General features: G+C 74.7%; 27 protein-coding genes. 18 read left to right on the forward strand and 9 right to left on the reverse strand.

The features are described 5' to 3' along the window. Positions 1–17: 17 nt before the first annotated feature. Entirely contained in the window at positions 18–167 is a 150-nt protein-coding gene (locus ACYX4T_RS00820; RefSeq protein WP_476012689.1) for a putative leader peptide, read from the reverse strand. A gap of 80 nt (positions 168–247) precedes the next feature. On the opposite strand from ACYX4T_RS00820, the gene hemW reads away from it, so the two are divergent. Beyond that, positions 248–1,483, forward strand: coding sequence for a radical SAM family heme chaperone HemW (hemW, locus tag ACYX4T_RS00825; protein WP_476012690.1), 1,236 nt, complete (start codon positions 248–250; stop codon positions 1,481–1,483). A gap of 170 nt (positions 1,484–1,653) precedes the next feature. On the opposite strand, the gene ACYX4T_RS00830 is transcribed toward hemW, so the two are convergent. The 5 genes from ACYX4T_RS00830 to ACYX4T_RS00850 are packed head-to-tail and all read right to left on the reverse strand — an operon-like array spanning position 1,654 to position 3,884. Next, complete coding sequence (locus ACYX4T_RS00830; protein ID WP_476012691.1) at positions 1,654–1,833, reverse strand: hypothetical protein; 180 nt, start codon at positions 1,831–1,833, stop codon at positions 1,654–1,656. After that, a complete protein-coding gene (locus tag ACYX4T_RS00835; RefSeq protein ID WP_476012692.1) occupies positions 1,830–2,156 on the reverse strand; it encodes a hypothetical protein in 327 nt (108 codons plus the stop codon). Before ACYX4T_RS00835 ends, ACYX4T_RS00830 begins: the two co-directional genes overlap by 4 nt. After that, positions 2,153–2,488, reverse strand: coding sequence for a hypothetical protein (locus tag ACYX4T_RS00840; protein WP_476012693.1), 336 nt, complete (start codon positions 2,486–2,488; stop codon positions 2,153–2,155). The genes ACYX4T_RS00835 and ACYX4T_RS00840 overlap by 4 nt, the downstream gene beginning before the upstream one ends. An 11-nt stretch (positions 2,489–2,499) precedes the next feature. Beyond that, positions 2,500–3,543 (reverse strand): WXG100 family type VII secretion target, encoded by a 1,044-nt coding sequence (locus ACYX4T_RS00845; RefSeq protein WP_476012694.1) that lies wholly within the window; start codon positions 3,541–3,543, stop codon positions 2,500–2,502. Beyond that, complete coding sequence (locus ACYX4T_RS00850) at positions 3,543–3,884, reverse strand: type VII secretion target (RefSeq protein WP_476012695.1); 342 nt, start codon at positions 3,882–3,884, stop codon at positions 3,543–3,545. Before ACYX4T_RS00850 ends, ACYX4T_RS00845 begins: the two co-directional genes overlap by 1 nt. Before the next feature lie 289 nt (positions 3,885–4,173). Here ACYX4T_RS00850 and hrcA point away from each other — a divergent pair, with 289 nt between their 5' ends. The 15 genes from hrcA (at position 4,174) to ACYX4T_RS00925 (ending at position 19,770) form a co-directional block, all read left to right on the forward strand. Beyond that, entirely contained in the window at positions 4,174–5,193 is a 1,020-nt protein-coding gene (gene hrcA, locus ACYX4T_RS00855) for a heat-inducible transcriptional repressor HrcA (RefSeq protein WP_476012696.1), read from the forward strand. A gap of 53 nt (positions 5,194–5,246) precedes the next feature. Next, complete coding sequence (gene dnaJ / locus ACYX4T_RS00860) at positions 5,247–6,407, forward strand: molecular chaperone DnaJ (RefSeq protein ID WP_476012697.1); 1,161 nt, start codon at positions 5,247–5,249, stop codon at positions 6,405–6,407. After that, complete coding sequence (locus tag ACYX4T_RS00865) at positions 6,404–7,159, forward strand: 16S rRNA (uracil(1498)-N(3))-methyltransferase (RefSeq protein WP_476012698.1); 756 nt, start codon at positions 6,404–6,406, stop codon at positions 7,157–7,159. The genes dnaJ and ACYX4T_RS00865 overlap by 4 nt, the downstream gene beginning before the upstream one ends. 16 nt (positions 7,160–7,175) lie before the next feature. Further along, positions 7,176–8,069 carry an alpha/beta hydrolase gene (locus ACYX4T_RS00870; RefSeq protein WP_476012699.1) on the forward strand — a complete coding sequence of 298 codons (894 nt, stop codon included), beginning with the start codon at positions 7,176–7,178 and terminating at the stop codon, positions 8,067–8,069. Positions 8,070–8,147: 78 nt separating this feature from the next. After that, on the forward strand, positions 8,148–9,206 hold the full coding sequence (locus ACYX4T_RS00875; RefSeq protein WP_476012700.1) for a PhoH family protein: 1,059 nt from the start codon (positions 8,148–8,150) through the stop codon (positions 9,204–9,206). A 23-nt stretch (positions 9,207–9,229) separates the two neighbouring features. After that, positions 9,230–9,808 (forward strand): rRNA maturation RNase YbeY, encoded by a 579-nt coding sequence (gene ybeY / locus ACYX4T_RS00880; protein WP_476012701.1) that lies wholly within the window; start codon positions 9,230–9,232, stop codon positions 9,806–9,808. Beyond that, the gene (locus ACYX4T_RS00885) at positions 9,805–11,274 is read left to right on the forward strand and encodes a hemolysin family protein (protein WP_476012702.1); all 1,470 of its coding nucleotides are present in this window, start codon (positions 9,805–9,807) and stop codon (positions 11,272–11,274) included. The genes ybeY and ACYX4T_RS00885 overlap by 4 nt, the downstream gene beginning before the upstream one ends. 1 nt (position 11,275) lies before the next feature. Further along, positions 11,276–12,544 carry an L-2-hydroxyglutarate oxidase gene (gene lhgO, locus ACYX4T_RS00890; protein WP_476012703.1) on the forward strand — a complete coding sequence of 423 codons (1,269 nt, stop codon included), beginning with the start codon at positions 11,276–11,278 and terminating at the stop codon, positions 12,542–12,544. Position 12,545: 1 nt separating this feature from the next. Continuing rightward, a complete protein-coding gene (gene era / locus ACYX4T_RS00895; RefSeq protein WP_476015153.1) occupies positions 12,546–13,448 on the forward strand; it encodes a GTPase Era in 903 nt (300 codons plus the stop codon). A 99-nt stretch (positions 13,449–13,547) separates the two neighbouring features. Next, a complete protein-coding gene (gene recO, locus ACYX4T_RS00900; RefSeq protein WP_476012704.1) occupies positions 13,548–14,468 on the forward strand; it encodes a DNA repair protein RecO in 921 nt (306 codons plus the stop codon). A 68-nt stretch (positions 14,469–14,536) separates the two neighbouring features. Next, a complete protein-coding gene (locus tag ACYX4T_RS00905; RefSeq protein ID WP_476015154.1) occupies positions 14,537–15,316 on the forward strand; it encodes an isoprenyl transferase in 780 nt (259 codons plus the stop codon). After that, on the forward strand, positions 15,313–15,723 hold the full coding sequence (locus ACYX4T_RS00910) for a hypothetical protein (RefSeq protein WP_476012705.1): 411 nt from the start codon (positions 15,313–15,315) through the stop codon (positions 15,721–15,723). Before ACYX4T_RS00905 ends, ACYX4T_RS00910 begins: the two co-directional genes overlap by 4 nt. A 144-nt stretch (positions 15,724–15,867) precedes the next feature. After that, a complete protein-coding gene (locus ACYX4T_RS00915) occupies positions 15,868–16,875 on the forward strand; it encodes a permease (protein ID WP_476012706.1) in 1,008 nt (335 codons plus the stop codon). Beyond that, complete coding sequence (locus ACYX4T_RS00920) at positions 16,872–17,702, forward strand: TIGR03943 family putative permease subunit (protein WP_476012707.1); 831 nt, start codon at positions 16,872–16,874, stop codon at positions 17,700–17,702. The genes ACYX4T_RS00915 and ACYX4T_RS00920 overlap by 4 nt, the downstream gene beginning before the upstream one ends. Positions 17,703–17,940: 238 nt before the next feature. Next, positions 17,941–19,770: a BCCT family transporter gene (locus ACYX4T_RS00925; protein ID WP_476012708.1), complete on the forward strand. Its 1,830-nt coding sequence runs from the start codon at positions 17,941–17,943 to the stop codon at positions 19,768–19,770. 109 nt (positions 19,771–19,879) lie between these two features. On the opposite strand, the gene ACYX4T_RS00930 is transcribed toward ACYX4T_RS00925, so the two are convergent. Genes ACYX4T_RS00930 through ACYX4T_RS00940 form a run of 3 tightly spaced genes read right to left on the reverse strand, consistent with a single transcriptional unit; the run spans position 19,880 to position 20,978 of the window. Further along, positions 19,880–20,302 carry a Fur family transcriptional regulator gene (locus ACYX4T_RS00930; protein ID WP_476012709.1) on the reverse strand — a complete coding sequence of 141 codons (423 nt, stop codon included), beginning with the start codon at positions 20,300–20,302 and terminating at the stop codon, positions 19,880–19,882. After that, positions 20,299–20,619, reverse strand: a complete 321-nt coding sequence (locus tag ACYX4T_RS00935; protein WP_476015155.1) for an ArsR/SmtB family transcription factor — start codon at positions 20,617–20,619, stop codon at positions 20,299–20,301. The genes ACYX4T_RS00930 and ACYX4T_RS00935 overlap by 4 nt, the downstream gene beginning before the upstream one ends. A gap of 53 nt (positions 20,620–20,672) precedes the next feature. Further along, positions 20,673–20,978 (reverse strand): hypothetical protein, encoded by a 306-nt coding sequence (locus ACYX4T_RS00940; protein WP_476012710.1) that lies wholly within the window; start codon positions 20,976–20,978, stop codon positions 20,673–20,675. Positions 20,979–21,076: 98 nt separating this feature from the next. On the opposite strand from ACYX4T_RS00940, the gene ACYX4T_RS00945 reads away from it, so the two are divergent. Both ACYX4T_RS00945 and ACYX4T_RS00950 read left to right on the forward strand, forming a co-directional pair. Further along, entirely contained in the window at positions 21,077–21,409 is a 333-nt protein-coding gene (locus ACYX4T_RS00945; RefSeq protein ID WP_476012711.1) for an antibiotic biosynthesis monooxygenase, read from the forward strand. A gap of 150 nt (positions 21,410–21,559) precedes the next feature. Next, on the forward strand, positions 21,560–22,987 hold the full coding sequence (locus ACYX4T_RS00950; RefSeq protein WP_476012712.1) for a glycine--tRNA ligase: 1,428 nt from the start codon (positions 21,560–21,562) through the stop codon (positions 22,985–22,987). The last annotated feature ends 149 nt before the right edge of the window (positions 22,988–23,136 follow it).

A 23,136-nucleotide genomic window follows, 5' to 3' on the forward strand; every position in this document is an offset into this window, starting at 1 on the left:
GTGGTGGCGGGACGCGATCAGCGTCGGCAGAGAGCGCTCGCGAGGCGCACGAGGTCGACATGGCGTCGGCTCACCAGGAGCAGGCCCGTCGCACGCACGATCGCCAGACTGCCACGAGCACGGGGCGCTTTTCCACGTGACGCTCGCGGCTGCTCGGCGAACGGCACCGCGGCGGGCGTGGCGTCGACCGCGCCGGCGGGGTGCGGGCCTACCCGGGTGGTCCCCTCGGCGAGCGCAGAATGGAGGCGTGCCCTCCGTCCCCCCCACCGGCGAGCCCGCGCCCGCGGACGGCGCGCTGCCGCCCGCGTCGCTGGCCGGGCTCGGCACGCGGCCGTTCGGGGTGTACGTGCACGTCCCGTTCTGCGCGACGCGCTGCGGTTACTGCGACTTCAACACCTACACGGCCACCGACCTCGGGCTGACCTCGTCCGACGACCCCGCCTCGCCGGCGTCCTGGCTCGAGGGGCTGCGGCGCGAGCTCGACCTGGCGGTCTCCGTGCTCGGCACGGCTCCACCGGCCGACACCGTGTTCCTCGGCGGCGGGACCCCGTCCCTGCTGGGGGCCGAGGGGCTGGTCGCGGTGCTCGACGCCGTGCGGTCCTCGTTCGGGCTGCGGCCCGGCGCCGAGGTGACGACGGAGGCGAACCCGGAGTCGACGACGCCGGAGCTGCTGGGCGCGATCGCCGACGCCGGCTACACGCGGCTGTCGCTCGGGATGCAGTCGGACGTCGACCACGTGCTCGCGGTGCTCGACCGGCGGCACACGCCGGGCGCGGCGGTCTCGGTGGCCCGGGCGGCGCTCGACGCGGGGCTGCGCCACGTCAACCTCGACCTCATCTACGGCACGCCGACCGAGACCGACGACGACCTGCGCCGCTCTCTCGACGCCGTCCTCGCCTCGGGCGCCGACCACGTCTCGGCGTACTCGCTGATCGTCGAGCAGGGCACGACCCTGGCCCGGCGGGTGGCGCGCGGCGAACTGCCGATGCCCGACGACGACGTGCTCGCCGACCGCTACGAGATCGTCGACGACGTCCTCACCGCGGCGGGCCTGGGCTGGTACGAGGTGTCCAACTGGGCGCGCTCGGTCGAGGCGCGGTGCCGGCACAACCTCGGGTACTGGGGCGGCGGTGACTGGTGGGGCGCCGGGCCGGGCGCGCACTCCCACGTCGGCGGCACCCGCTGGTGGAACGTGCGGCACCCCGCGCGGTACTCGGCGGTGTTGGCGGCGGGACGCTCGCCGGCCGAGGCCCGCGAGCTGGTGACGCCGGGCGAGGCCCACCTCGAGCAGGTGCTGCTCGAGCTGCGCACGGTGGACGGGCTCGCGGCGTCGGTGCTGGACGGGGCCGGGCGCGCCGCCGCCGACCGGGCCGCGCGCGAGGGCCTGCTGGCGCCGTCGGACTGGGCCCGCGGGCGGGCGGTGCTGACCCGGCGCGGGCGGCTGCTCGCCGACGGCGTCGCGATCTCGCTGGCGGGGTCGTGAGGGGTTCGCGGGGCGGCGAGGGGCACGGTGCGCATGATCGAGAGGCTCCGGGGCCTGCGGAACGTGCCCGTCGCACGCGGGTTCGTCGCGTGATCGCTGTGGGTGCTCCTCGCGGGTCGTGAGAGAGGCCCGGGGGAGCACCGGGAGCGATCACCGCGCTGACGACCGGCTCAGGGCTGCTCGTCGAGCAGGGCGGCGAGGACGCCGAGGGTCTGCTCGCGGAGCTCGGCCGGACCGACGTCGCCGACCCCGTCGCTCACGTCCTGGCGCGCGACGCCGAGGTCGACCCAGTCGCTCAGGCCCCGGATCAGGATGTGGCGGGCCGACTCGCGCTCGAGGACATCGGTCACGGGTGCTCCGCTCGCTCCGGTCCGCGAAGATCGGGGTCGGGCGGCCAGCTGTCGGTGCCGCGCGTCGGCTCGGTGATCGGATAGGCCTTGAGGAACCAGCCCAGCGCGTCATCGACCTCGACGCCGTAGGGATTCGGCTCGTGGTCGGGCTGGAGCCCCTCGCGCACGAACTCGTCGCTGAGGACGTCGAGCACCTGTTCCCGCACGGCCGTCGCGGGAGGCTCGCTCTCCTCGAGCGCGTCGAGGAGCCGCGGAGCGCGCTGGCCGAGGACCGTCTTGATGGTGCTGGCAACCGTGGGGTTGAGCCGGTCGAGGCAGCTCATTCGGAATCGATCAGGGATTGCGCGAGCGCTCTGCCCTTGTCGGTAATCTGCAACCAACAGACGTCGCCCGTGTGCATCGTGACGGTGCCGTCGTCCCATTCCTGGCGGATTCGCTCGATGGAGCCCCTGGCGTCCAGCGGCCACGGCGTGAACCCGGAGGCGGAGAGATCGCCCGCGACGAACAAGTCGGCGTCGAGCAGCTGCCCCACGACCTCGATCGTCTGGCGGCGCAGTTCAGCAGGTGGTACGCGGCCGATCTCGTCGCTCACGTACTGGCGGGCGAAGGCGAGATCGACCCAGTCCTCGCAGCCCCAACTCAGGATGTCGCGCACCGATGCGCGGTCTAGCGCTGCTTCGGCAGGTGAACCTTCCATATCTCTCCGTTCGGCAAGGTGGCGTCGACGGTACGGCCGCCGGACAAGGAGTCCGGTCGAAGTCCGACTTCGGTTCCGTCAGCGAGGCGAACAACGGGCCCGTCGTAGCCGGCTCGAACGATCGGTTCACCGCCTTCGCTGAGCTCGTCGTACAGCGCGCCCACCTCCTCGTCGCTGTCCACCTCGCGGATGCGCCGTGAGTGGCCCGGCCTGCCGGCGGTGACGATCCTCTCGGGCACCGACCCGACCGGCCAGCCGCGCGCCCCGGTCTCCTCGTCGACCTGGAACGGCGCCACGCGGTCGTCGCCCAGGGCGTGGTGGGTGAGGTCGACGGCGCCCGCGCCGGCGAGCCCGACCCCGGCCGCGACGCCCACCGCCGAGAGGCCGGCGAGGGGGACGCCCACCGGCGCGCCGACCCCGGTCGCGGTCGCGGCCGTCCCACCGACCACGCCGACCGCGCTCACGCCCGCGAGGGCGGCGCCGCCGACGACGGCGAGGCCCGACGCGGGATGCTGGAGCGCCGCGTTGCCGAGGGACGCGGCGATGTTGCCGACCCCGGCCGGCGCGGCGCCGGACCCCGCCTCCCCGGACCGGGGTGTCGTGGCCGGCGGCGCCCCGGGCAGGGCATCCGCCGCCGCGTCGACCGCGCGCGCCGCCGCCTCGTTCGCGGCGAGGGCGCGCTCGAACGCCGCCGCCATCGACGCCGCGTCGACGGGCGCCGGGGCGGCCTGCTGCTCGCCGAGCGCGACGTCGCGCTGCGCCGCCCGCAGCTCCTCGGCGTACGTCCGCAGCGGTCCGACGATGCCGGCGAGGGCGTCGGCGGCGCGGCCCAGCTCCTGGGCGTTCCCGTCGATCCGCGCGAGGGCCATCGGCGCCGCGAGGCCCGACCAGTCCGCGGTGATCGAGCGGGCGTGACCGGCCAGGTCGTCGCGGAGGGTGCCGAGCGTCCCGGCGGCCGTGGCCAGCTGCTCGGCGGCCACGAGCAGGGCGTCGGCGTCCCCGGCGAGCGGCATCAGCGGGGCGGCTCGAAGCCGGGCAGGACGACGGGCGGAGCGCCGGGCTCGCCGAGACCGGCGGCCGCGCCCTGGTCGGTCCCGAGGTACGCGGTGCTCGCGGCGTCGAGGGCGTCCGCGCACTCGGTGATGCTGCCGGTGACGGCGCGGAGCAGGGCGTCGAGCCGGACGGCGAGGGCGTCGGCCGCCTCGGCGAGCGGCCCGTCGTCGGCGGCCGTGGCCGTCGACGCGGCCCCCTCCCCGGCCGGACCGAGCGCGGCGCCGACCCGGCCCGCGTCGTCACGCAGCAGCGCCGCGCCCCGACGCAGGTCCTCGGGTCGGACGTCCATCCCCTCCGGCACGCGGCCATGCTCACACCGCGCCGACGGGCGTGAGGGCCGTTTCGCGCAACGACCGCCCGAGCGCCGCGTGACCTCCTCGGGGGCGGGCCGGGTCCCTTCTCGAAGCATCGACGACGACCGTGCGCCGCTCCGCCGCACGTGGTGGCGGCTCCGCCTCCCCGGTCGCGCTCGGTGGACCTCCCGCGCTCCCCGGACGCCACCGCGCGCCTCGCCTACCATGGTGGGTCGGACCCGACGGGGTCGCGGACGGGAGCACGACAGCCACGCCGGAGGCGGGGAGGTGGACGCGGTGAACGCCGAGGAGCGCCGCGTCGCCGTCCTGCGCGCGATCGTCGCGGACTTCGTGGCCACCAACGAGCCGGTCGGCTCGAAGGCCCTCGTCGAGCGGCACAACCTCGGCGTCTCCAGCGCGACCGTGCGCAACGACATGGCGACGCTGGAGGAGGAGGGCTACATCGCCCAGCCGCACACCAGCGCCGGGCGGATCCCCACAGACAAGGGCTACCGGCTCTTCGTCGACCGCCTGCACCAGGTCAAGCCGCTCTCGGCCGCCGAGCGCCGGGCGATCACCACGTTCCTCGAGGGCGCGGTCGACCTCGACGACGTCCTGCGGCGCAGCGTGCGCCTGCTCGCGCAGCTCACGCGCCAGGTCGCCGTCGTCCAGTACCCGACGCTGACCCGCTCGACGGTGCGCCACCTCGAGGTGGTGCGGTTGACCCCGGCACGGCTGATGCTGGTGCTGATCACCGACACCGGCCGCGTCGACCAGCGCGTCGTCGACCTCGGCGACGTCCTCGACGAGGAGGACGTGTCGCGGCTGCGGGCGCTGCTGAACAACGCGCTGGTCGGGCAGCCGCTGGCGACGGCGTCGGCGCGGATGTCCGAGCTGCCCGACGACGCCCCCGACGGCCTGCGCTCACCGCTGCTCAGCGTGGCCGCGGTGCTCATCGAGGCGCTGCTCGAGCGGCCCGAGGAGCGCCTGGTGCTGGGCGGCACCGCGAACCTCACCCGGGCGGGCACCGACGCCGCGGCGCTGCACGGCATGCTGGAGGCGCTCGAGGAGCAGGTGGTCGTGCTGCGGCTGCTGACCTCCGCGAGCGACGCGGGCACGGTCACGGTGCGCATCGGTGAGGAGAACGAGTCCGAGGACCTGTGGAGCGCCTCCACGGTGTCGATCGGCTACGGAGGGGGCACCACCGCCCTGGGCGGGATGGGTGTCGTGGGTCCGACCCGCATGGACTACCCCAGCGCGATCGCGGCGGTGCGTGCGGTGGCGCGCTACGTCGGTGAGATCGTCGGGGGACGCTGAGCGCCCGCGACGCGGGCGGCGGCTCGAGAGCAACAGGACGGACGAGGACCAGCGTGGCGAAGGACTACTACGGAATCCTGGGCGTGTCCCGGGAGGCGGACGACGGCGAGATCAAGCGGGCGTACCGCAAGCTCGCCCGCGAACTGCACCCCGACGTCAACCCCGACGCCGAGACCCAGGCGCGGTTCCAGGACGTCAAGAACGCCTACGAGGTCCTCACCGACCCGCAGAAGCGCCGCATCGTCGACCTCGGTGGCGACCCGCTGGACACCAGCCGGGGCGGCGGCGGGGGCGGCGCCGGCGGGTTCTCCGCGGCCGGGTTCGGCGGCCTCGGCGACATCATGGACGCCTTCTTCGGCGCCGCCGGGGCGACCGGCGGGCGCGGCCCGCGCAGCCGCGTCCAGCCGGGCGAGGACGCGCTGATCCGCATCGACCTCACGCTCGAGGAGTGCGCGACCGGCGTCGCCCGCGACCTCACCGTCGACACCGCGGTGCTCTGCGAGAAGTGCCACGGCGGCGGCGCCGAGCCCGGCACCCGCACCGAGACCTGCGACACCTGCGACGGCCGCGGCGAGATCCAGAACGTGCAGCGCTCGTTCATCGGCCAGGTCGTCACGGCGCGCGCCTGCCCGGTCTGCCGCGGCACCGGCGAGATCATCCCCAGCCCCTGCTCGCAGTGCGGCGGCGACGGCCGCGTGCGGTCCCGGCGGACCGTCACCGTCCAGGTGCCCGCGGGCGTCGGCGACGGCATGCGCATCCGGATGGCCAACCAGGGCGAGGTCGGCCCCGGCGGCGGCCCGGCCGGCGACCTCTACATCGAGGTCTCCGAGGAGCGCCACGAGTACTTCACCCGCGACGGCGTCGACCTGCACTGCCACGTCAGCCTGCCGATGACCGCGGCGGCGCTCGGCACGACGCTGCCGCAGCGCACCCTCGAGGGCGAGGAGGAGCTGACCATCGAGCCGGGCACCCAGCCCAACACCACGCTGACCCTGCGCGGGCGCGGCATGCCCCGCCTGCGCTCCACGGGACGCACCGACGGGCGGGGTGACCTGCTCGTCCACCTCGACGTCCAGGTCCCCGACCGGCTCGACACCCGCCAGACCGAGCTGATGCGCGAGCTCGCCGAGCTGCGCGGCGAGGAGCGCCCCGAGCTCGCGGCGCACCGCAACGGCCTGTTCGGACGCCGGCGTCAGGGCGGCCGCGCGCGGTGACGCACGCGGTCTCCGAGGCCTGGACCCGCCCGGCCCTCTTCTGGGTCGACGCGGTGCCCGCGGACGGCGAGGTCGTGCTCTCCGGCGCCGAGGGCCGCCACGCCGCCGACGTGCGCCGGGTGCGCCCCGGCGAGGTCGTGCTGCTCGGCGACGGGGCCGGCACGCGGGCGCGGGCGACGGTGACCGAGGTGGCCAAGGGCCGGGTGGCGACGTCGGTGCTCGAGCGGCGGGCGGAGGACGAGCCGGCGCTGCGCGTCACGCTGGCCCAGGCCCTGGTCAAGGGCGACCGCGCCGAGCTCGCCGTCGAGCTCGCGACCGAGGCGGGCGTCGACGCGATCCTGCCCTGGCGCGCCGAGCGTTGCGTCGCGCGCTGGGACGACGGCACCCGCGGTGAGAAGGCGCTCGCCCGCTGGCGCTCCGCCGCCCGCGAGGCCGCCAAGCAGGCCCGCCGGGCCCGGGTCCCCGATGTCGCCCCGCCCGCCACCACCGGCGACCTGGCGAAGCGCGACGCCGACGCCGTGCTGGTCCTCGAGGCGACGGCGGCCGAGACGCTCGCCGAGGTCGCCCTGCCCGACCGCGGGGAGCTGGTGCTCGTCGTCGGGCCCGAGGGCGGGGTGACCGACGACGAGCGCGCGCTGCTCGCCGGCGCCGGAGCGCGCGAGGTGCGGATGGGCCCGGGCGTGCTGCGGACCTCGAGCGCCGCGGCCGTGGCGCTCGGGGCGCTGGGCGCGCGGACCGGGCGATGGAGGTGACGGGTTGGGGGTCAGGATGGCGCGCCGGTCGCTCCTGGGCGCGCTGGGGCTGACGGGCGTGGCCGCCCTCGCCGCCTGCAGCCGCGTGGGCACCCCGGCCGGGGACGTCGTCATCCCGCCCACCCAGCCCGGCACCCCGGCACCGCGGACGCTGGTCTACGGCAAGGACCCCGCGCAGTTCGGCGTGCTGCACCTGCCGCCCGGTTCGGGGCCGGTGCCCGTGGTGGTCGTCGTGCACGGCGGCTACTGGCGCGCGGCGTACGGCCTCGAGCTGGGCACGCCGCTCGCGGTCGACCTCACCAACCGCGGGATCGCGGCGTGGAACGTCGAGTACCGACGGGTCGGGGCGGGCGGGGGCTGGCCCGCGACGTTCACCGACGTCGCCGACGCCGTCGACCTGCTCGCCGGCCCGGTCCAGCAGGCCGCGGGCGGGCGCCTCGACCTCGACCGCGTCGTGCTGCTCGGGCACTCGGCGGGCGGGCAGCTCGTCACCTGGGCCGCGAGCCGGGAGCGGCTCGACACCGGCCGCCCGGGCGCGGACCCGCGGGTGCGCCCCGTCGGCACGGTGAGTCAGGCGGGGGTGCTCGACCTCGTCGCCGGGGCCGCGGCGAACCTCGGCGGCGGCGCCGTGGTCGACCTGCTCGGCGGGCGCCCCGACACCGTCGCCGACCGCTACGCCCTCGCCTCGCCGGCGGCCCTCGTGCCCGCGCCGGCACCCGTGGTGTGCGTCCACGGGGACGCGGACACGGTGGTGCCGGTGGACCAGTCGCAGCGCTACGTCACGGCCGCGACCGCGGCCCGTGGGGACGCCCGCCTGCGCGTGCTGCCCGGCGTCGACCACTTCGCGGTGATCGACCCCGACCGGCCCGCGTGGGCGGTGGTGCGCGAGGAGGTCGAGGGGCTGCTGTGAGCGGCACCCCGGTCACCCCCGCGGTGGCGCTAGGATCGTGTCAAGGACCGACGGCGAGGAAGCAGGACTGTTCAGCACGTGACCGGTGACGGAACCTCCCGGATCGTGGTGCCGGAGGCGGCGCTCCTGGCGCTCCTGGGCAAGCGCGACGAGAACCTGCGCGAGGCCGAGAGGCTGCTGGCCGCCGACGTCCACGTCCGCGGCAACGAGCTGACCCTCTCGGGCGAGCCCGCCGACGTGGCGTTCGCGGAGCGGGTGTTCGCCGAGCTGGTCGTCCTGGCCAGCCGCGGCCAGCAGATCGACCCCGACGCGGTGCGGCGCTCGGTGCGCATGCTGCGCGACGAGGACGGCGAGGGTGACGGCCCGCCGTCGCCCGCCGAGGTGCTCAGCCTCGACATCGTCTCCCGCCGCGGGCGCACCGTCCGGCCCAAGACGCTCAACCAGAAGCGCTACGTCGACGCCATCGACGTCAACACGATCGTCTTCGGGATCGGCCCGGCGGGCACCGGCAAGACCTACCTGGCGATGGCCAAGGCCGTGCAGGCGCTGCAGGCCAAGCAGGTCAACCGGATCATCCTGACCCGCCCCGCGGTCGAGGCCGGGGAGCGGCTGGGGTTCCTGCCCGGCACGCTCTCGGAGAAGATCGACCCGTACCTGCGGCCGCTGTACGACGCGCTGCACGACATGCTCGACGCGGAATCCGTACCAAAGCTCATGGCCGCAGGAACTATTGAGATCGCCCCTCTGGCCTACATGAGGGGTCGGTCGTTGAACGACGCCTTCATCATCCTCGACGAGGCCCAGAACACGACGCCGGAACAGATGAAGATGTTCCTCACCCGACTGGGCTTCAACTCGAAGATGGTCGTCACCGGTGACGTCACCCAGGTCGACCTGCCGGGTGGATCGACGTCCGGGCTCCGGGTGGTCCGCGACATCCTCGACGGTGTCGACGACGTCGAGTTCGCCGAACTGACCAGCCAGGACGTCGTGCGCCACCGGCTCGTCGCCGACATCATCGACGCCTACGGCCGCTACGACGCGGCCCAGCAGCAGCGGCGTCCCCAGGCCGTGTCCAACGCCCCGCGCACCGGGCCGCCGGTCGGACCGCGCAACCGCGAGCGCCGAGGACGATGACCCACCCCACCGACGAGGCCCCCATGAGCATCGAGATCGCCAACGAGTCCGGCGTCGAGGTGGCGGAGGGCCCGATCGTCGAGGTCGCGCGCTACGCCCTCGACCGCATGGGGGTGAGCCCGCTCGCCGAGCTCTCGATCATGCTCATCGAGCTGGAGCCCATGGCCGAGCTGCACGAGCGTTGGCTCGACGAGCCCGGACCCACCGACGTCATGTCGTTCCCCATGGACGAGTACGACTCGGCGCGCCGCCCCGACGCGCCGTCGTCGGGCCCGGCGCTGCTCGGCGACATCGTGCTCTGCCCCGCGTTCGCCGCCGACCAGGCCGCGGCCGCCGGGCACGGTCTGGAGGACGAACTGCACCTGCTGACCGTCCACGGCGTGCTGCACCTGCTCGGCTACGACCACGCCGAGCCCGACGAGGAGCGCCAGATGTTCGGCCTGCAGGCCGAGCTGCTCGCCGACTGGCGCGCCGCCCGCGCCGAGGCCGAGCGCGCCGCGCGGGAGCGCGCGGCCGCCGCGGCCCGCACCGCGCGGGAGCGCGCGAAGGACGACCGCCTGCTCGGCACCGTCGGCCTGGACGAGCCGGGCGCCTCGTCGTGACCCCCGAGCTGATCGGTCAGCTCGTCGCCGCGGTCCTCCTCGTCCCGCTCGCCGGGGTGTTCGCGGCCGCCGACGCGGCGATCTCGACCGTGTCGCGGGCCCGGGTCGACGGGCTCGTGCGCGAGGGCGCGACCGGGGCCCGCTCGCTGGCCGCGATCGTCGCCGACCGCCCCCGCCACCTCAACCTGCTGATGCTGCTGCGGCTGACCTGCGAGGCGGCCGCGACCGTGCTCGGTGCGTTCGTGGCCCTGCAGCTCATCGGGCCGGACTGGCTCGCGCTGCTGGTCGCGGGGCTGGTCGTGGTGCTCGTGTCGTACGTGCTCATCGGGGTCGGGCCGCGCACGCTCGGCCGCCAGCACCCCTACGGCATGGCGCTGGGCGTGGCCGGCCCGGTGCGTCTGCTCGCGCGCCTGCTGGGCCCGCTGGCGTCGCTGCTCATCGTCGTCGGCAACGCGTTGACCCCCGGCGTCGGCTTCCGCGAGGGACCGTTCTCGTCCGAGGTCGAGCTGCGCGAGATGGTCGACATGGCCGAGCGCGGGGGCCTGGTCGACGACGACGAGCGCGCGATGATCCAGTCGGTGTTCGACCTCGGGGACACCCGGGTCCGCGAGGTCATGGTGCCGCGCACCGAGGTCGTCTGGATCGAGCGCGAGAAGACCGTGCGCCAGGCCCTGGCCCTCGCGCTGCGCAGCGGCTACTCGCGCATCCCCGTGATCGGCGAGAACGTCGACGACACCGTCGGCGTCGTGTACCTCAAGGACCTGGTGCGGCGCACCGTCGACAACGACGCGCCGGCCGACGCGCCGGGCGCGGTGGGCGAGGTCATGCGGCCCGCCAACTTCGTGCCCGACTCCAAGCGCGCCGACGCCCTGCTGCGCGACATGCAGCGCGACCGCAACCACATGGCCCTCGTCGTCGACGAGTACGGCGGCACCGCGGGCCTGGTGACCATCGAGGACCTGCTCGAGGAGATCGTCGGGGAGATCACCGACGAGTACGACGCCGCCGAGCACCGCCCCCTCGACCACGTCGACGACCACACCTGGCGGGTGGCCGCCCGGCTGCCGGTGGAGGACCTCGAGGAGGCCACCGGCACCGAGTTCGACGTCGAGGACGTCGACACCGTGGGCGGGCTGCTCGCCCAGCGGCTCGGGCGCGTGCCGCTGCCCGGCGCCGAAGCCGAGATCGCCGGGCTGCGCCTGCGCGCGGAGGGCGGCGAGGACGCCCGGGGCCGCATGCGCATCCGGAGCCTGCTGGTGTGGCGCGCGCCGGGCGAGGAGGCGGAGCCCGCCGGTGACCAGGCCCCGGCCGCCGGACCCGCGGCGTCGACGGGCGACGATGCGGGAGAGGATGCGGGGGACACCGACCGTGCCGACCCCGCCGACCCGGCCGACCGGGCCGAGGGCGACTTCGCCCCCGCCGGAGCCCGCCCCGGCGCCCGCGACGGAGAGGACGACCGTGGCTGACGTGAGCCTGCCCGTGGCGCCCAGCCCGCGCCACGACGTCGTCGTGGTGGGCGGGGGCATCGTCGGGTTCGCGGTGCTGCACGAGCTGCTCGCCGCGGGACACACGTCGGTGGCCCTCGTCGAGCGCGAGCACACCCCCGCCACCCACCAGACCGGCCGGAACTCCAACGTCATCCACTCCGGGCTGTACTACGCGCCGGGCTCGCTGAAGGCACGGCTGGCCGTCGCCGGGTGCGCGGAGACCAAGGAGTTCTGCGCCGAGCACGCGCTGCCGTACCAGGAGTGCGGGAAGGTCGTCGTCGCCACCGACGCCGCCGAGCTGCCGCGGATGGCCGAGCTGGTCCGGCGTGGCCGCGCCAACGGCGTCGAGGTGCACGAGATCGACGAGGCCGGCGTCCGCGAGCGCGAGCCCGCAGTGGCCGCGATCGCCGGGCTCTGGGTGCCGTCGACGGGGATCTGCGACTACGGGGCGATCACCCGCAGGCTCGCCGACCTCGCCGTCGAGCGGGGCGCGGTCCTGCACACCGGACGGGCCGTGCGGTCGGTGCAGCGGCGCCGCCACGACACCGTCGTGCACACCGACCGGGGCGACCTGGTCGCCGGCCAGGTCGTCGTGTGCGCGGGCCTGCGCTCCGACGAGATCGCCCGCGCCTCGGGCTTCGACCCGGGCGTGCGCATCGTGCCGTTCCGCGGCGAGTACTCCGATCTGGTCGGGCCGATCGGCGAGGCCGTGCGCGGGCTCGTCTACCCCGTGCCCGACCCCGCGTTCCCGTTCCTCGGCGTGCACGCGACCCGCGGCGTCGACGGGTCGGTGCACGTCGGCCCGAACGCCGTGCTCGCCCTGGCGCGCGAGGGCTACGACTGGCGCACGCTGCGGCTGCGCGAGCTCGCGGGCACGCTCACCGCCCCCGGCTTCCTGGCGCTCGCGGGGAAGCAGTGGCGCTACGGGCTGGGGGAGATGTACCGGTCGCTGTCGCGACGCGCGATGGCCGCGGCCGTGGCGCGGATGCTGCCCGGCGTGACCGCCGGCGACCTGCGGCCGCCGCACGACGTCGCCCGGCGCGCCGGGGTGCGGGCGCAGGCGGTCCGGCCGGACGGGTCGCTCGTGGACGACTTCCTGTTCGTGCAGGACGGGGACGCCGAGTCGGGTTCCGGAGGCGGGCCGAGCGTGCTGCACGTGCTCAACGCGCCCTCGCCCGCGGCGACGGCGGCGCTGCCGATCGGCCGCGAGATCGTGGCGCGGCTGGAGGGCAAGAGTGTCGACGCCTGAGATCGCCGACGGCTTCCGCTCGGGGTTCGCCTGCTTCGTCGGCCGGCCGAACGTCGGGAAGTCGACGCTGACGAACGCGCTGGTCGGGTCGAAGGTCGCGATCACGTCGTCGCGCCCGCAGACGACGCGGCACGCGATCCGGGGCGTCGTGCACCGCGAGGACGGGCAGCTGGTGCTCGTCGACACCCCCGGCCTGCACCGCCCGCGCACGCTGCTGGGGGAGCGGCTCAACGACGTGGTGCACACGACGTGGGCCGAGGTCGACGTCATCGGCTTCTGCGTGCCCGCCGACCAGGAGGTCGGGCCGGGCGACCGGTTCATCGCCACCGAGCTGGCGAAGGTCACCGCGAAGACCCCGGTGATCGGCATCCTCACCAAGACCGACCTCGTGCGCCCCGAGGTGATCGCCGAGCGGCTGCTGACGCTGCAGGGCCTGGGCGAGACGCTCGGGCACGAGTTCGCCGAGATCGTCCCGGTGTCCGCGTCGTCGGGCCACCAGGTCTCGTTGCTGGCGGACCTCCTGCTCGCGCGCATGCCTCCCGGTCCGCCGCTCTACCCCTCCGGCGAGCTCTCCGACGAGCCCGAGACCACCCTGATCGCCGAGTTCGTCCGCGAGGCCGCGCTCGAGGGCGTGCGCGACGAGCTGCCGCACTCGCTGGCGGTGGTCGTCGAGGAGATGACGCCGGGCAAGGTCCTCACCGTGCGCGCCGAGATCTTCGTCGAGCGCGACAGCCAGAAGTCGATCGTGATCGGCAAGGGCGGCTCGCGGCTCAAGCACGTCGGCACCGAGGCCCGCCGCCAGATCGAGGCGCTGCTGGGGGAGAAGGTCCACCTCGACCTGTTCGTCAAGGTCGCCAAGGACTGGCAGCGCGACCCCCGCCAGCTCCGCCGCCTGGGGTTCTAGCGATGCGGCATCGCTGGCGTTCAACGCCAGGATCGCCACATCCTCGCGGCGCGACACGCCGTGGCTGCCGGGGTCGGGGCGGGGTGCGACGATGAGGGCGTGGGCTTCTATCGCGACACCGGGGTGGTGCTGCGGCTGCAGAAGCTCGGCGAGGCCGACCGCATCGTCACGCTCCTGACCCACCGGCACGGCAAGGTGCGCGCCGTCGCCAAGGGCGTGCGGCGTACGAGCTCGCGGTTCGGGGCGCGGCTGGAGCCGTTCGGCCACGTGGACCTGCAGCTGCACACCGGGCGCAGCCTCGACATCGTCACCCAGGTGCAGACCCTCGACGCCTTCGGCGGGGGGCTCACCGGCGACTACCCCCGCTACACCGCCGGCTGCGCCCTGCTCGAGACCGCCGACCGGCTCACCTCCGAGGAGGGCGAACCCGCCCGCGAGCTGTTCCTGCTGCTCGTCGGCGCGCTCCGCGGGCTCGCCGGCGGCACCCGCGACCCCTACCTCGTGCTCGACGCGTTCCTGCTGCGGGCCATGGTCATCGCGGGCTGGGCACCGGCGATCACCGAGTGCGCCCGCTGCGGCACCGAGGGCGTGCCGTACCACCGCCGCTTCTCGGTGCCCGCGGGCGGCGCGGTGTGCGAGCCCTGCCGGCCGTCGGGCGCCGTGGTGCCGTCGGAGCCGACCTGGCGGCTCCTCGAGGCCCTGCGCGACGGCGACTGGGCCACGGCCGAGGGCACCGACGGCGCCGCCCGCCGCGACACCGCGGGCCTCGTCGCCGCCCACCTCCAGTGGCACCTCGAGCGCACCCTGCGCTCGCTGCCCCTGGTCGACCGCCGCGGCGGCGTGCCGCGCGTGGACCTCGCGGCGGGGTCGGGGCTGGAGCTCGACGAGCCGAGCGAAGGGCCCCCTCGCGCGGAAGAGCCGGCCGTGGGTTCCCTTCGCCGGGACGAGGTCGGCGAGGTGTCGAGCGAAGGGCCCCTTCGGTCGCAACCGGCACCTCCGACCCCCGAGGTCGCCCGGTGAGCCCCCGCATGCGCCCCGACCGCGGCCGCTCGCACCGTCCGCTGCGCGGCCGCGACGACCCGACGGTGATGGCGCCGACCCCGCACCCCAGCGGCGCCACCCCGCCCGCCATCCCGCGCGAGCTGGTGCCGAACCACGTCGCGCTGGTGATGGACGGCAACGGACGCTGGGCCAACCAGCGCGGGCTGCCGCGCATCGAGGGCCACCGGCAGGGCGAGGGCCAGCTGCTCGACGTCGTGCGCGGCTGCATCGATATCGGCGTCAAGTGGATCTCGGCCTACGCCTTCTCCACCGAGAATTGGCGCCGCAGCCCCGACGAGGTGCGCTTCCTGCTCGGCTTCAACCGCGACGTCATCCGCCGTCGTCGCGACGAGATGCACGCGATGGGTGTGCGCGTGCGCTGGTCGGGGCAGCGACCCCGGCTCTGGCGCAGCGTGATCAAGGAGCTCGAGACCGCCGAGGAGATGACCCGCGACAACGACGTCGTCACCCTCACCATGTGCGTCAACTACGGCGGGCGCGCGGAGATCGTCGGTGCCGCGAGGGAGCTCGCGCGGCGGGCGGCGCGCGGCGAGCTCGACCCCGAGCGCATCGACGAGAAGGCCCTCGCCCGCCACCTCGACGAGCCCGACATGCCCGACGTCGACCTGTTCCTGCGCAGCTCGGGGGAGCAGCGGACGTCGAACTTCCTGCTCTGGCAGTCGGCCTACGCCGAGATGGTCTTCCTCGACACCCTCTTCCCCGACTTCGACCGGCGCCACCTCTGGGAGGCGTGCGAGATCTACGCCCGGCGCGACCGTCGCTACGGCGGCGCCATGGACCGAGCCGAAGGGACCGGTACCTCGTGAGCCGTGAGGCCGCCACCACCGCGAGCCTGCTCATCACCGCCCGCGAGGCGATGGAGCAGTTCGTCGACGTGCACGTGGACGACGACGGCGCGCTGTCGTTCCGCAGCGGCGCCGTGCCGTGCGCGATCCAGGGGGTCGAGCTGGTCGAGGGGCTCGCCGTGCTGAGCCTGACCTGCGTCGTCGCCTGGGACCTCACCGACGCGCAGACCCCGCGGCTGGTCGCCGAACGCGCGGGTCAGGGGCTGTTCGGCACGCTCGGCGCGGTTGCGACCGACCGGGGCTGGGACGTGACCCTGCGCTACGCCTTCCCGGCCGAGGGGCTCGCCGTGGGGCCGCTCGGGACGCTGCTGCGACTCGTGGTGTCGACCGCCGAGCAGGTCCGGGAGGACCTCGTCCCCGGCGAGTGAGCGCCGGTCGGCCCCCGCCGCTACGACGTCCGGCACAGTGCCCGGCGTGGCGTCGCCCGCGTCCGTCCCCACCCCGCCCACCTGTCCCCTGGACCGGAGCCGGGCCTGTGAGGGCGCGGTGATCGGCTGGGAGCATCACGGCTCGTGAGCTCCTCGCGACCGACCGACGCGCCCCGCGCGACGTGGCGCGGCTCCGGCTCGCTCGTGGTGCTCTGCGGGACGCTCCTCGCGGCCACGGCGCTGCAGGGCCCGCTCGTGGGGCTGCTCGACGTCGGGGTGGTGCGGACGGCCGCGACGGTCTTCGTCGCGGTGTGCGTGCAGGCGCTGCCGTTCCTGGTGCTCGGGACGCTGCTGTCGGGGGCGATCGCGGCGTGGGTGTCGCCCGCGGTGCTGCGCCGGGTGCTGCCCGCGCGCCCGGCCCTCGCCGTGCCCGTGGCGGGTGCGGCGGGACTGGTGCTGCCGGGGTGCGAGTGCGCGTCCGTGCCCGTGGCCCGCCGGCTGGTCGCCCAGGGCGTGCCCGAGGCCGCGGCGCTGGCGTTCCTCCTCGCCGCGCCGGCCATCAACCCGGTCGTGCTGGTCGCGACGGCCGTCGCGTTCCCCGACCACCCCGAGATGGTCCTCGCGCGCCTGCTCGGGTCGGCCGCCACCGCGGTCGGCGTGGGCTGGCTGTGGAGCCGGTTCGGGCGCGCGGAGTGGATGGCCGCCCGCGTGCGCCGCCCGCCGCCCGACGACGGGACGCCGCGGTGGGCGGTGTTCGCCGAGACCGCGCGCCACGACGTCGTCGACGCCGGCGGCTTCCTCGTGCTCGGCGGGCTCGCGGCGGCGGTGATGACGGTGGTCCTCCCGCAGAGCTGGCTCGACGGGCTCGCCGGGCACCTCGTGCTCGCCGTCGCCGTCATGGCGGTGCTGGCGGTGCTGCTCGCCCTGTGCAGCGAGGCCGACGCGTTCGTCGCGGCGTCGCTCGCGGCGCTGCCGCTGCTGCCGCGCCTGGTGTTCCTCGTCGTCGGGCCGGCGGTGGACGTGAAGCTCGTCGCCCTGCAGGCCGGGGCGTTCGGGCGCGCGTTCGCGGCCCGGTTCGCGCCGCTGACGTTCGTGGTCGCGGTGACGTGCGCCCTGGGCGCGGGCCTGCTGGTCCTCGGCGGCCCGCGATGAGCCGCGACACGCAGCACGTGCTGCTGGTGCTCGTGGGCGGGGTGCTGGTCAAGATCGTGCTCGACGGGTCGTACCTGCGCTACGTGCGACCGTGGTCGGCGACGCCGGTGCTGCTCGCCGGCGTGGTGCTCGTCGCGGTGGCGGTGGTGGGGCTCGTGCGCGACCTGCGGGGGCTGCCGGTCGGGGACGGCGAAGGCCAGGGCGGCCACGGGGGTCACGGGCACGGCGAGCGCGCCGGGTCGGCCGCGTGGATGCTCGTGCTGCCGGTGCTCGCGCTGCTGCTCGTGGTGCCGCCGGCACTCGGCTCGGCGGCGGTCGGCGGGCCGGGGGCACGCGCCGCGCCGGTGGCCGCGGTGCCCGACGATCCGCTGCCGCCGGGCGATGCGCCGGCGCTGGGACTGCTGGAGGTGGTCTCGCGCGCCGCCGCCGACCCGCACGGGGTGATCACCACCCGTGACGTCACGGTGACGGGCTTCCTCGTGCCGGCCACCACGCCGCGGCCCGGAGGCACCGCGCCGGTCGACCTGGCGCGCCTCGTGATCACCTGCTGCGCCGCCGACGCCTCGGCCGTGCGGGTCCACCTCGCCGACCCCCGAGGCCTGCTCGACGGGGTCGGACCGGGCGGTTCGGGCGAGGGCGGTGACGTGGGAGGTGGCGAGGGAGGTGGCGAGGGAGGTGGCGAGGGAGGTGCGGGAGGTGATCGGTGGGTCGCCGTGCGCGGTCGCGTCGTCCCCGGGACGGGCACCGCCTCGGACGGCCACGTCCCGACACTCACGGTGACATCGTCGTCGCTGGTTGCCACACCCGAACCGGTGTACGAATACTGACCCGGAACGCGGCGTCGCGACCTCGATCGTCGGAAAGCGGGATGATCCGTCGGAACCACCCGTAGACTCCCGCGTCGGTCCACCATGCGGAGAGGAGAGGCGTCTCTCGAGGCCGGGGAGGCGCGACTCGCGATGACACAGGATCTTCTCGTCACCACCGGGTTCCGCCGGTCCGCCGGGCGGCGAACCGGACGTCCCGGCCGAAAGCGCGGCGGACCGCAAGCACGGCACCGACTGGGTGGTCTTCGGGGTCGGCGCGGCGCTGGCCGTCGTCTTCGTCGGCTGGGGCGTCCTCGGCACCGAGAGCCTCAGCACCGTCTCCAGCACGATGCTCAGCGGCGTCATCCGAGGCGGCGGCTGGGGCTTCATCCTCGCCGCCACCGGTTTCGTGGCCTTCGCGCTCTGGCTGGCGTTCAGCCGCTTCGGGCGCATCCGCCTCGGTCATGACGACGAGCAGCCCGAGTACCGCACGGTCTCGTGGATCGCGATGATGTTCAGCGCCGGCATGGGCATCGGCCTGATGTTCTACGGCGTCGCCGAGCCGCTGTCGTTCTTCACCGAGCCGCCGCCCGGCTCGGTCGTACCCGGCGACCAGGTGGGCGCCCTGCGCACGGCGATGGCCACCTCGCTGTTCCACTGGACGCTGCACCCGTGGGCGATCTACGCGGTGGTCGGTCTCGCCATCGCCTACTCGACGTTCCGCAAGGGCCGTCGCCAGCTGATCAGCTCCGCCTTCATCCCGCTCATCGGCGAGAAGGCGGCCAACGGCGCGGTCGGTCGCGTCATCGACATCATCGCGATCTTCGCGACGATCTTCGGTTCCGCCGCGTCGCTCGGCCTCGGCGCCCTGCAGATCGGCGGTGGCCTCGACGTCACCGGGTTCCTGCCCGGGGCAGGTAACGAGGTGCTCGTCCCACTGATCGTCGTGCTCACCGCGGCGTTCGTGCTCTCGGCGGTGTCCGGCGTCGCCAAGGGCATCCAGTGGCTCTCGAACATCAACATGGTGCTCGCCGGTGTCCTGGCGCTGTTCCTGTTCGTCGTCGGCCCGACGGTGATCATCCTCGACCTCATCCCGACCGCGATCGGCGCCTACATCGGCGACTGGGCCGAGATGGTCGGGCGCACCGAGGCCACCGGCGGCGAGGCGATGCTCGAGTGGCTGAGCTCCTGGACGGTCTTCTACTGGGCGTGGTGGATCTCCTGGACGCCCTTCGTCGGCATGTTCCTGGCGAAGATCAGCCGCGGGCGCACCATCCGCCAGTTCGTCGGCGGCGTGATCCTCGTGCCCAGCCTCGTGAGCCTGGTCTGGTTCGCGATCTTCGGCGGCACCGCGATCAGCCAGCAGCAGGCGGGACTCAACCCGGCCGCGGCCGACACGCAGGACCAGCTGTTCGCCGTGCTCGGCGCCTACCCGTGGGCGACGTTCACCGGCCTGCTCGTGATGGTGCTGGTGGCGATCTTCTTCGTGTCCGGCGCCGACGCGGCGTCCATCGTCACCGGGACACTCTCGCAGCGCGGCACCGACGAGCCCTCCCGCTGGGTCGTCATCTTCTGGGGCTGCGTGATGGGCGCGGTGGCGATCATCATGCTGCTCGTCGGCGGCGAGGACGCGCTGTCCGGCCTGCAGAGCCTCACCATTCTGGTCGCGGCGCCGTTCGTCGTGATCATGGTGTTCCTCTGCGTCGCCTTCATGCGCGACCTCAACCACGACCCCGTGATCCTGCGCGAGCGCAAGGGCCTCGAGGTCATGGAGCAGGCCGTCGACCACGGCACCGACAAGCACGGCGAGGACTTCTACCTGCACGTGCAGGCCTTCCCGACGCCGAAGTCCCGCCAGCGCTCGAGTGATTCCAGCGGCCCGACCTACGCCGACATCTACGGCGTCCGGGACCCGTTCTCGACGGGGGAGACCCCGGCCGTGCCCGCGGACCCGGACGAGGCCCGCGCGCAGGCAGCGCGGCACCGGACGACGCCGAAGGACGACGACCCGTCGGGCACCGAGGTCGTCGACACCGGTCCCGGTCCTCGCCCCGAGGCGGCCGGGCGTCCCTCGGCCGACCGCGAGTAGTCAGCGCGTCATCAGCACCACCGACGAGAGCCGGGCCCCCGCGCGGGGCCCGGCTCTCGGCGTGCCGGGGGCGTGCGCGCGCGGCCACCCCCCGCCACGACGGGTGCGCTCAGCCCGCGGCGCGGCAGGAGGCGCAGACGCCGAGGATCTCGACGGTGTGGGAGATCTCGGCGAAGCCGTGCTCGGCGGCGACGCGGTCGGCCCAGTGCTCGACGGCCGGGCCCTCGACCTCGACGGTCCTGCCGCACACGCGGCAGACGAGGTGGTGGTGGTGGTGCTCGGAGCAGCGGCGGTAGGACGCCTCGCCGGTGCCGGTGCGCAGGACGTCGATCTCGTCGGCGTCGGCGAGCGCCTGCAGGGTGCGGTACACCGTGGTCAGGCCGATGCCCTCGCCGCGGCGGCGGAGCTCCTCGTGGATCTCCTGGGCGGACCGGAAGTCGCGCAGCTCGTCGAGCAGGCCGGCGATCGCCGCGCGCTGCCGCGTGGCGCGCAGGCCCGGCACCGACGGCGTGCGGGAACCGGAGGTCGTCACGACTCCTCCTCCACGTGCGCGACGGCGTCGACGACGATGTGCGCCAGGTGGTCGTCGACGAGGCGGTAGACGACCTCGCGCCCCCGCCGGTCGCCGCGCACCACGCCCGCGGCCTTGAGCACCCGCAGGTGCTGGCTGATCAGCGGCTGGGTCACCTCGAGGGCGTCGACCAGCTCGTGGACGCAGCGCGGCGAGCTGCGCAGCTGCAGGACGATCGCGATCCGGACCGGCGCGGCGAGGGCGCGCAGCAGGTCGCCGGCGGCCACGAGCGCCGTCGAGCCTGGCGTCTCGGGGCCGGGCGGCCCCGACCCGGTCAGGGGCGCCTCGTGCAGGGCGTCGGACACACCCACCGTGGACCGCGACGGCGCCGTCACCGCAGCACCAGCCCGAGCGCGATGGCGACGAGCACGGCGAGGACGAGCACGCGCACCAGCCGCTCGCTCGGACGCAGCCGCGCCCAGGTCGCCGCCAGCAGCACCGCGACGCCCGCGGCGAGGAGCCCCAGGAGGATCGCGCCGGGCACCCCGCCGACGATCACACCGACGGCGAACACGACGACCACGGCGGCGAACACCGCGACCGCGGGCACGCGCGCCAGCGGCCCCTCGCCGGGCAGCATCCGGCCGCGCCGCCCGGTGAAGGGCGTGCGCGTCCGTCCCGGTCCGCGAGCGCTCACCGCTTCCTCCCGGCATCGCCTCCGCCGACGGGGCCTGCACCCCGACGTTGTCCCTCCGATAATGGCATCCGTTGTCGACCTTCGGGGGAGGACTCCGGATGCTGCTGGTCTGCCGGTTCGCGCCGGCCGCGGGGGAAGCCCCGGCGTTCCTGGAGCGCGCCCGGCGCGCCGTCGCCCTGCTCGCCGCCCAGCCCGGCTGCGAGGGCGTCGACCTCGGCCGGGCGATCGAGGAACCGGGCCGTTGGGTCCTCGCCGCCCGCTTCGCCACCGTCACCGCGTACCGGCGCGCCCTGCAGCCCTTCGACGTGCGCGAGCACGTGGTGCCGCTGCTCTCCGAGGCGCTCACCGACGAGCCCGCCGCGCACGAGCGGGCGCTCGTCGCGGGTCCCGACGGCGTCACCGAGCACCCGAGCCTGCTCAGCGACCGGTAGCCGGGGGCGCCGCCGCCCGACGGCCGCCGCTGGTGCGCTCGCTACGCTGGGTGCACCCGCACGACAGTGCCATCACGACGGCGCCCAGCACGACGACGTCCGCCACGACAACGCCACCCAGCGACACCTCACGATCCCCGGAGTACCACCGTGCCCACCCCCACCGGCAGCGCCCGCATCGAGACCGTGGTCAACCTCTGCAAGCGCCGCGGCTTCGTCTTCCCGTCCGGGGAGATCTACGGCGGGACCCGGTCGGCCTGGGACTACGGCCCGCTGGGCGTGGAGCTCAAGGACAACATCAAGCGCCAGTGGTGGAAGTCGATGGTCACCGGCCGCGAGGACGTCGTCGGCCTCGACTCGAGCGTGATCCTGCCGCGCCAGGTGTGGGTGGCCTCGGGCCACGTCGACGTGTTCACCGACCCGCTGGTCGAGTGCACCAACTGCCACCGGCGCTTCCGCGCCGACCAGCTCGCGGAGGACTTCAGCGAGCGCACCGGCGGCCCGTCGCTGGAGACCGTCGACGCCGAGGGCAAGGTCGGCTACGACCTGTCGACGGTGCCGTGCCCGAACTGCGGCGTGCGCGGGGAGTACACCGCGCCGCGCGAGTTCAACATGATGCTCAAGACCTATCTCGGCCCGGTGGAGTCCGAGGAGGGCCTGCACTACCTGCGGCCCGAGACCGCGCAGGGCATCTTCGTCAACTTCGCCAACGTCATGTCCGCCGCGCGCAAGAAGCCGCCGTTCGGCATCGGCCAGATCGGCAAGAGCTTCCGCAACGAGATCACGCCGGGCAACTTCATCTTCCGCACCCGCGAGTTCGAGCAGATGGAGATGGAGTTCTTCGTCGAGCCGGGCTCGGACGAGCAGTGGCACCAGTACTGGATCGACGAACGCACCCGGTGGTACACCGACCTGGGGATCGCCGCGGACAACCTGCGGCACTACGAGCACCCCAAGGAGAAGCTCTCCCACTACTCCAAGCGCACCGTCGACGTGGAGTACCGGTTCCAGTTCAACGCCGGCCAGGAGTGGGGCGAGCTCGAGGGCATCGCGAACCGCACCGACTTCGACCTCACCACCCACACCAACCACAGCGGCGTCGACCTGAGCTACTACGACCAGGCGACCGACTCCCGCTACCGGCCCTACGTCATCGAGCCGGCCGCGGGCGTCGGCCGCCCGATGATGGCGTTCCTGCTCGAGGCCTACACCGAGGACGAGGCGCCCAACGCCAAGGGCGGCGTCGACAAGCGCACGGTGCTGCGCCTCGACCCGCGCCTCGCGCCGGTCAAGGCCGCGGTGCTGCCGCTCTCCCGCAACGCCGACCTCTCGCCGGTGGCGCGCGACGTCGCGACCACCCTGCGCAAGCACTGGAACGTCGAGTTCGACGACGCCGGCGCCATCGGCCGCCGCTACCGCCGCCAGGACGAGATCGGCACGCCGTTCTGCGTGACGGTCGACTTCGACTCGCTGAACGACCGGGCCGCGACGGTCCGGCACCGCGACGCGATGACCCAGGAGCGCGTGTCCCTCGACCAGCTCGAGTCCTACCTCGCGGCCCGGCTGATCGGCTGCTGAGCCGCCGGGTCTTCCGCAGCGAACGGGTATCTCACCGCTTCTAGGCGTCCGAACTCCCCGTTCGCGATCGCGATGCACGCCTCCTCCGTTCGCGAACGGGGACCTCACGCGCGTAGAAGCAGCGAACGGCGCGTTCGCTGCAACCACCC

The organism is Actinomycetospora sp. ABD4_176, from assembly GCF_056311855.1.

What these genes read in the sequence shown, in the direction of transcription:
- ACYX4T_RS00835 (WP_476012692.1), bottom strand. Translation starts at nt 2,156, where the DNA reads ATGAGCTGCCTCGACCGGCTCAACCCCACGGTTGCCAGCACCATCAAG.
- ACYX4T_RS00845 (WP_476012694.1), bottom strand. Translation starts at nt 3,543, where the DNA reads ATGCCGCTCGCCGGGGACGCCGACGCCCTGCTCGTGGCCGCCGAGCAG.
- ACYX4T_RS00870 (WP_476012699.1), top strand. Translation starts at nt 7,176, where the DNA reads ATGGCGCGCCGGTCGCTCCTGGGCGCGCTGGGGCTGACGGGCGTGGCC.
- ybeY (WP_476012701.1), top strand. Translation starts at nt 9,230, where the DNA reads ATGAGCATCGAGATCGCCAACGAGTCCGGCGTCGAGGTGGCGGAGGGC.
- ACYX4T_RS00905 (WP_476015154.1), top strand. Translation starts at nt 14,537, where the DNA reads ATGGCGCCGACCCCGCACCCCAGCGGCGCCACCCCGCCCGCCATCCCG.
- ACYX4T_RS00920 (WP_476012707.1), top strand. Translation starts at nt 16,872, where the DNA reads ATGAGCCGCGACACGCAGCACGTGCTGCTGGTGCTCGTGGGCGGGGTG.
- ACYX4T_RS00945 (WP_476012711.1), top strand. Translation starts at nt 21,077, where the DNA reads ATGCTGCTGGTCTGCCGGTTCGCGCCGGCCGCGGGGGAAGCCCCGGCG.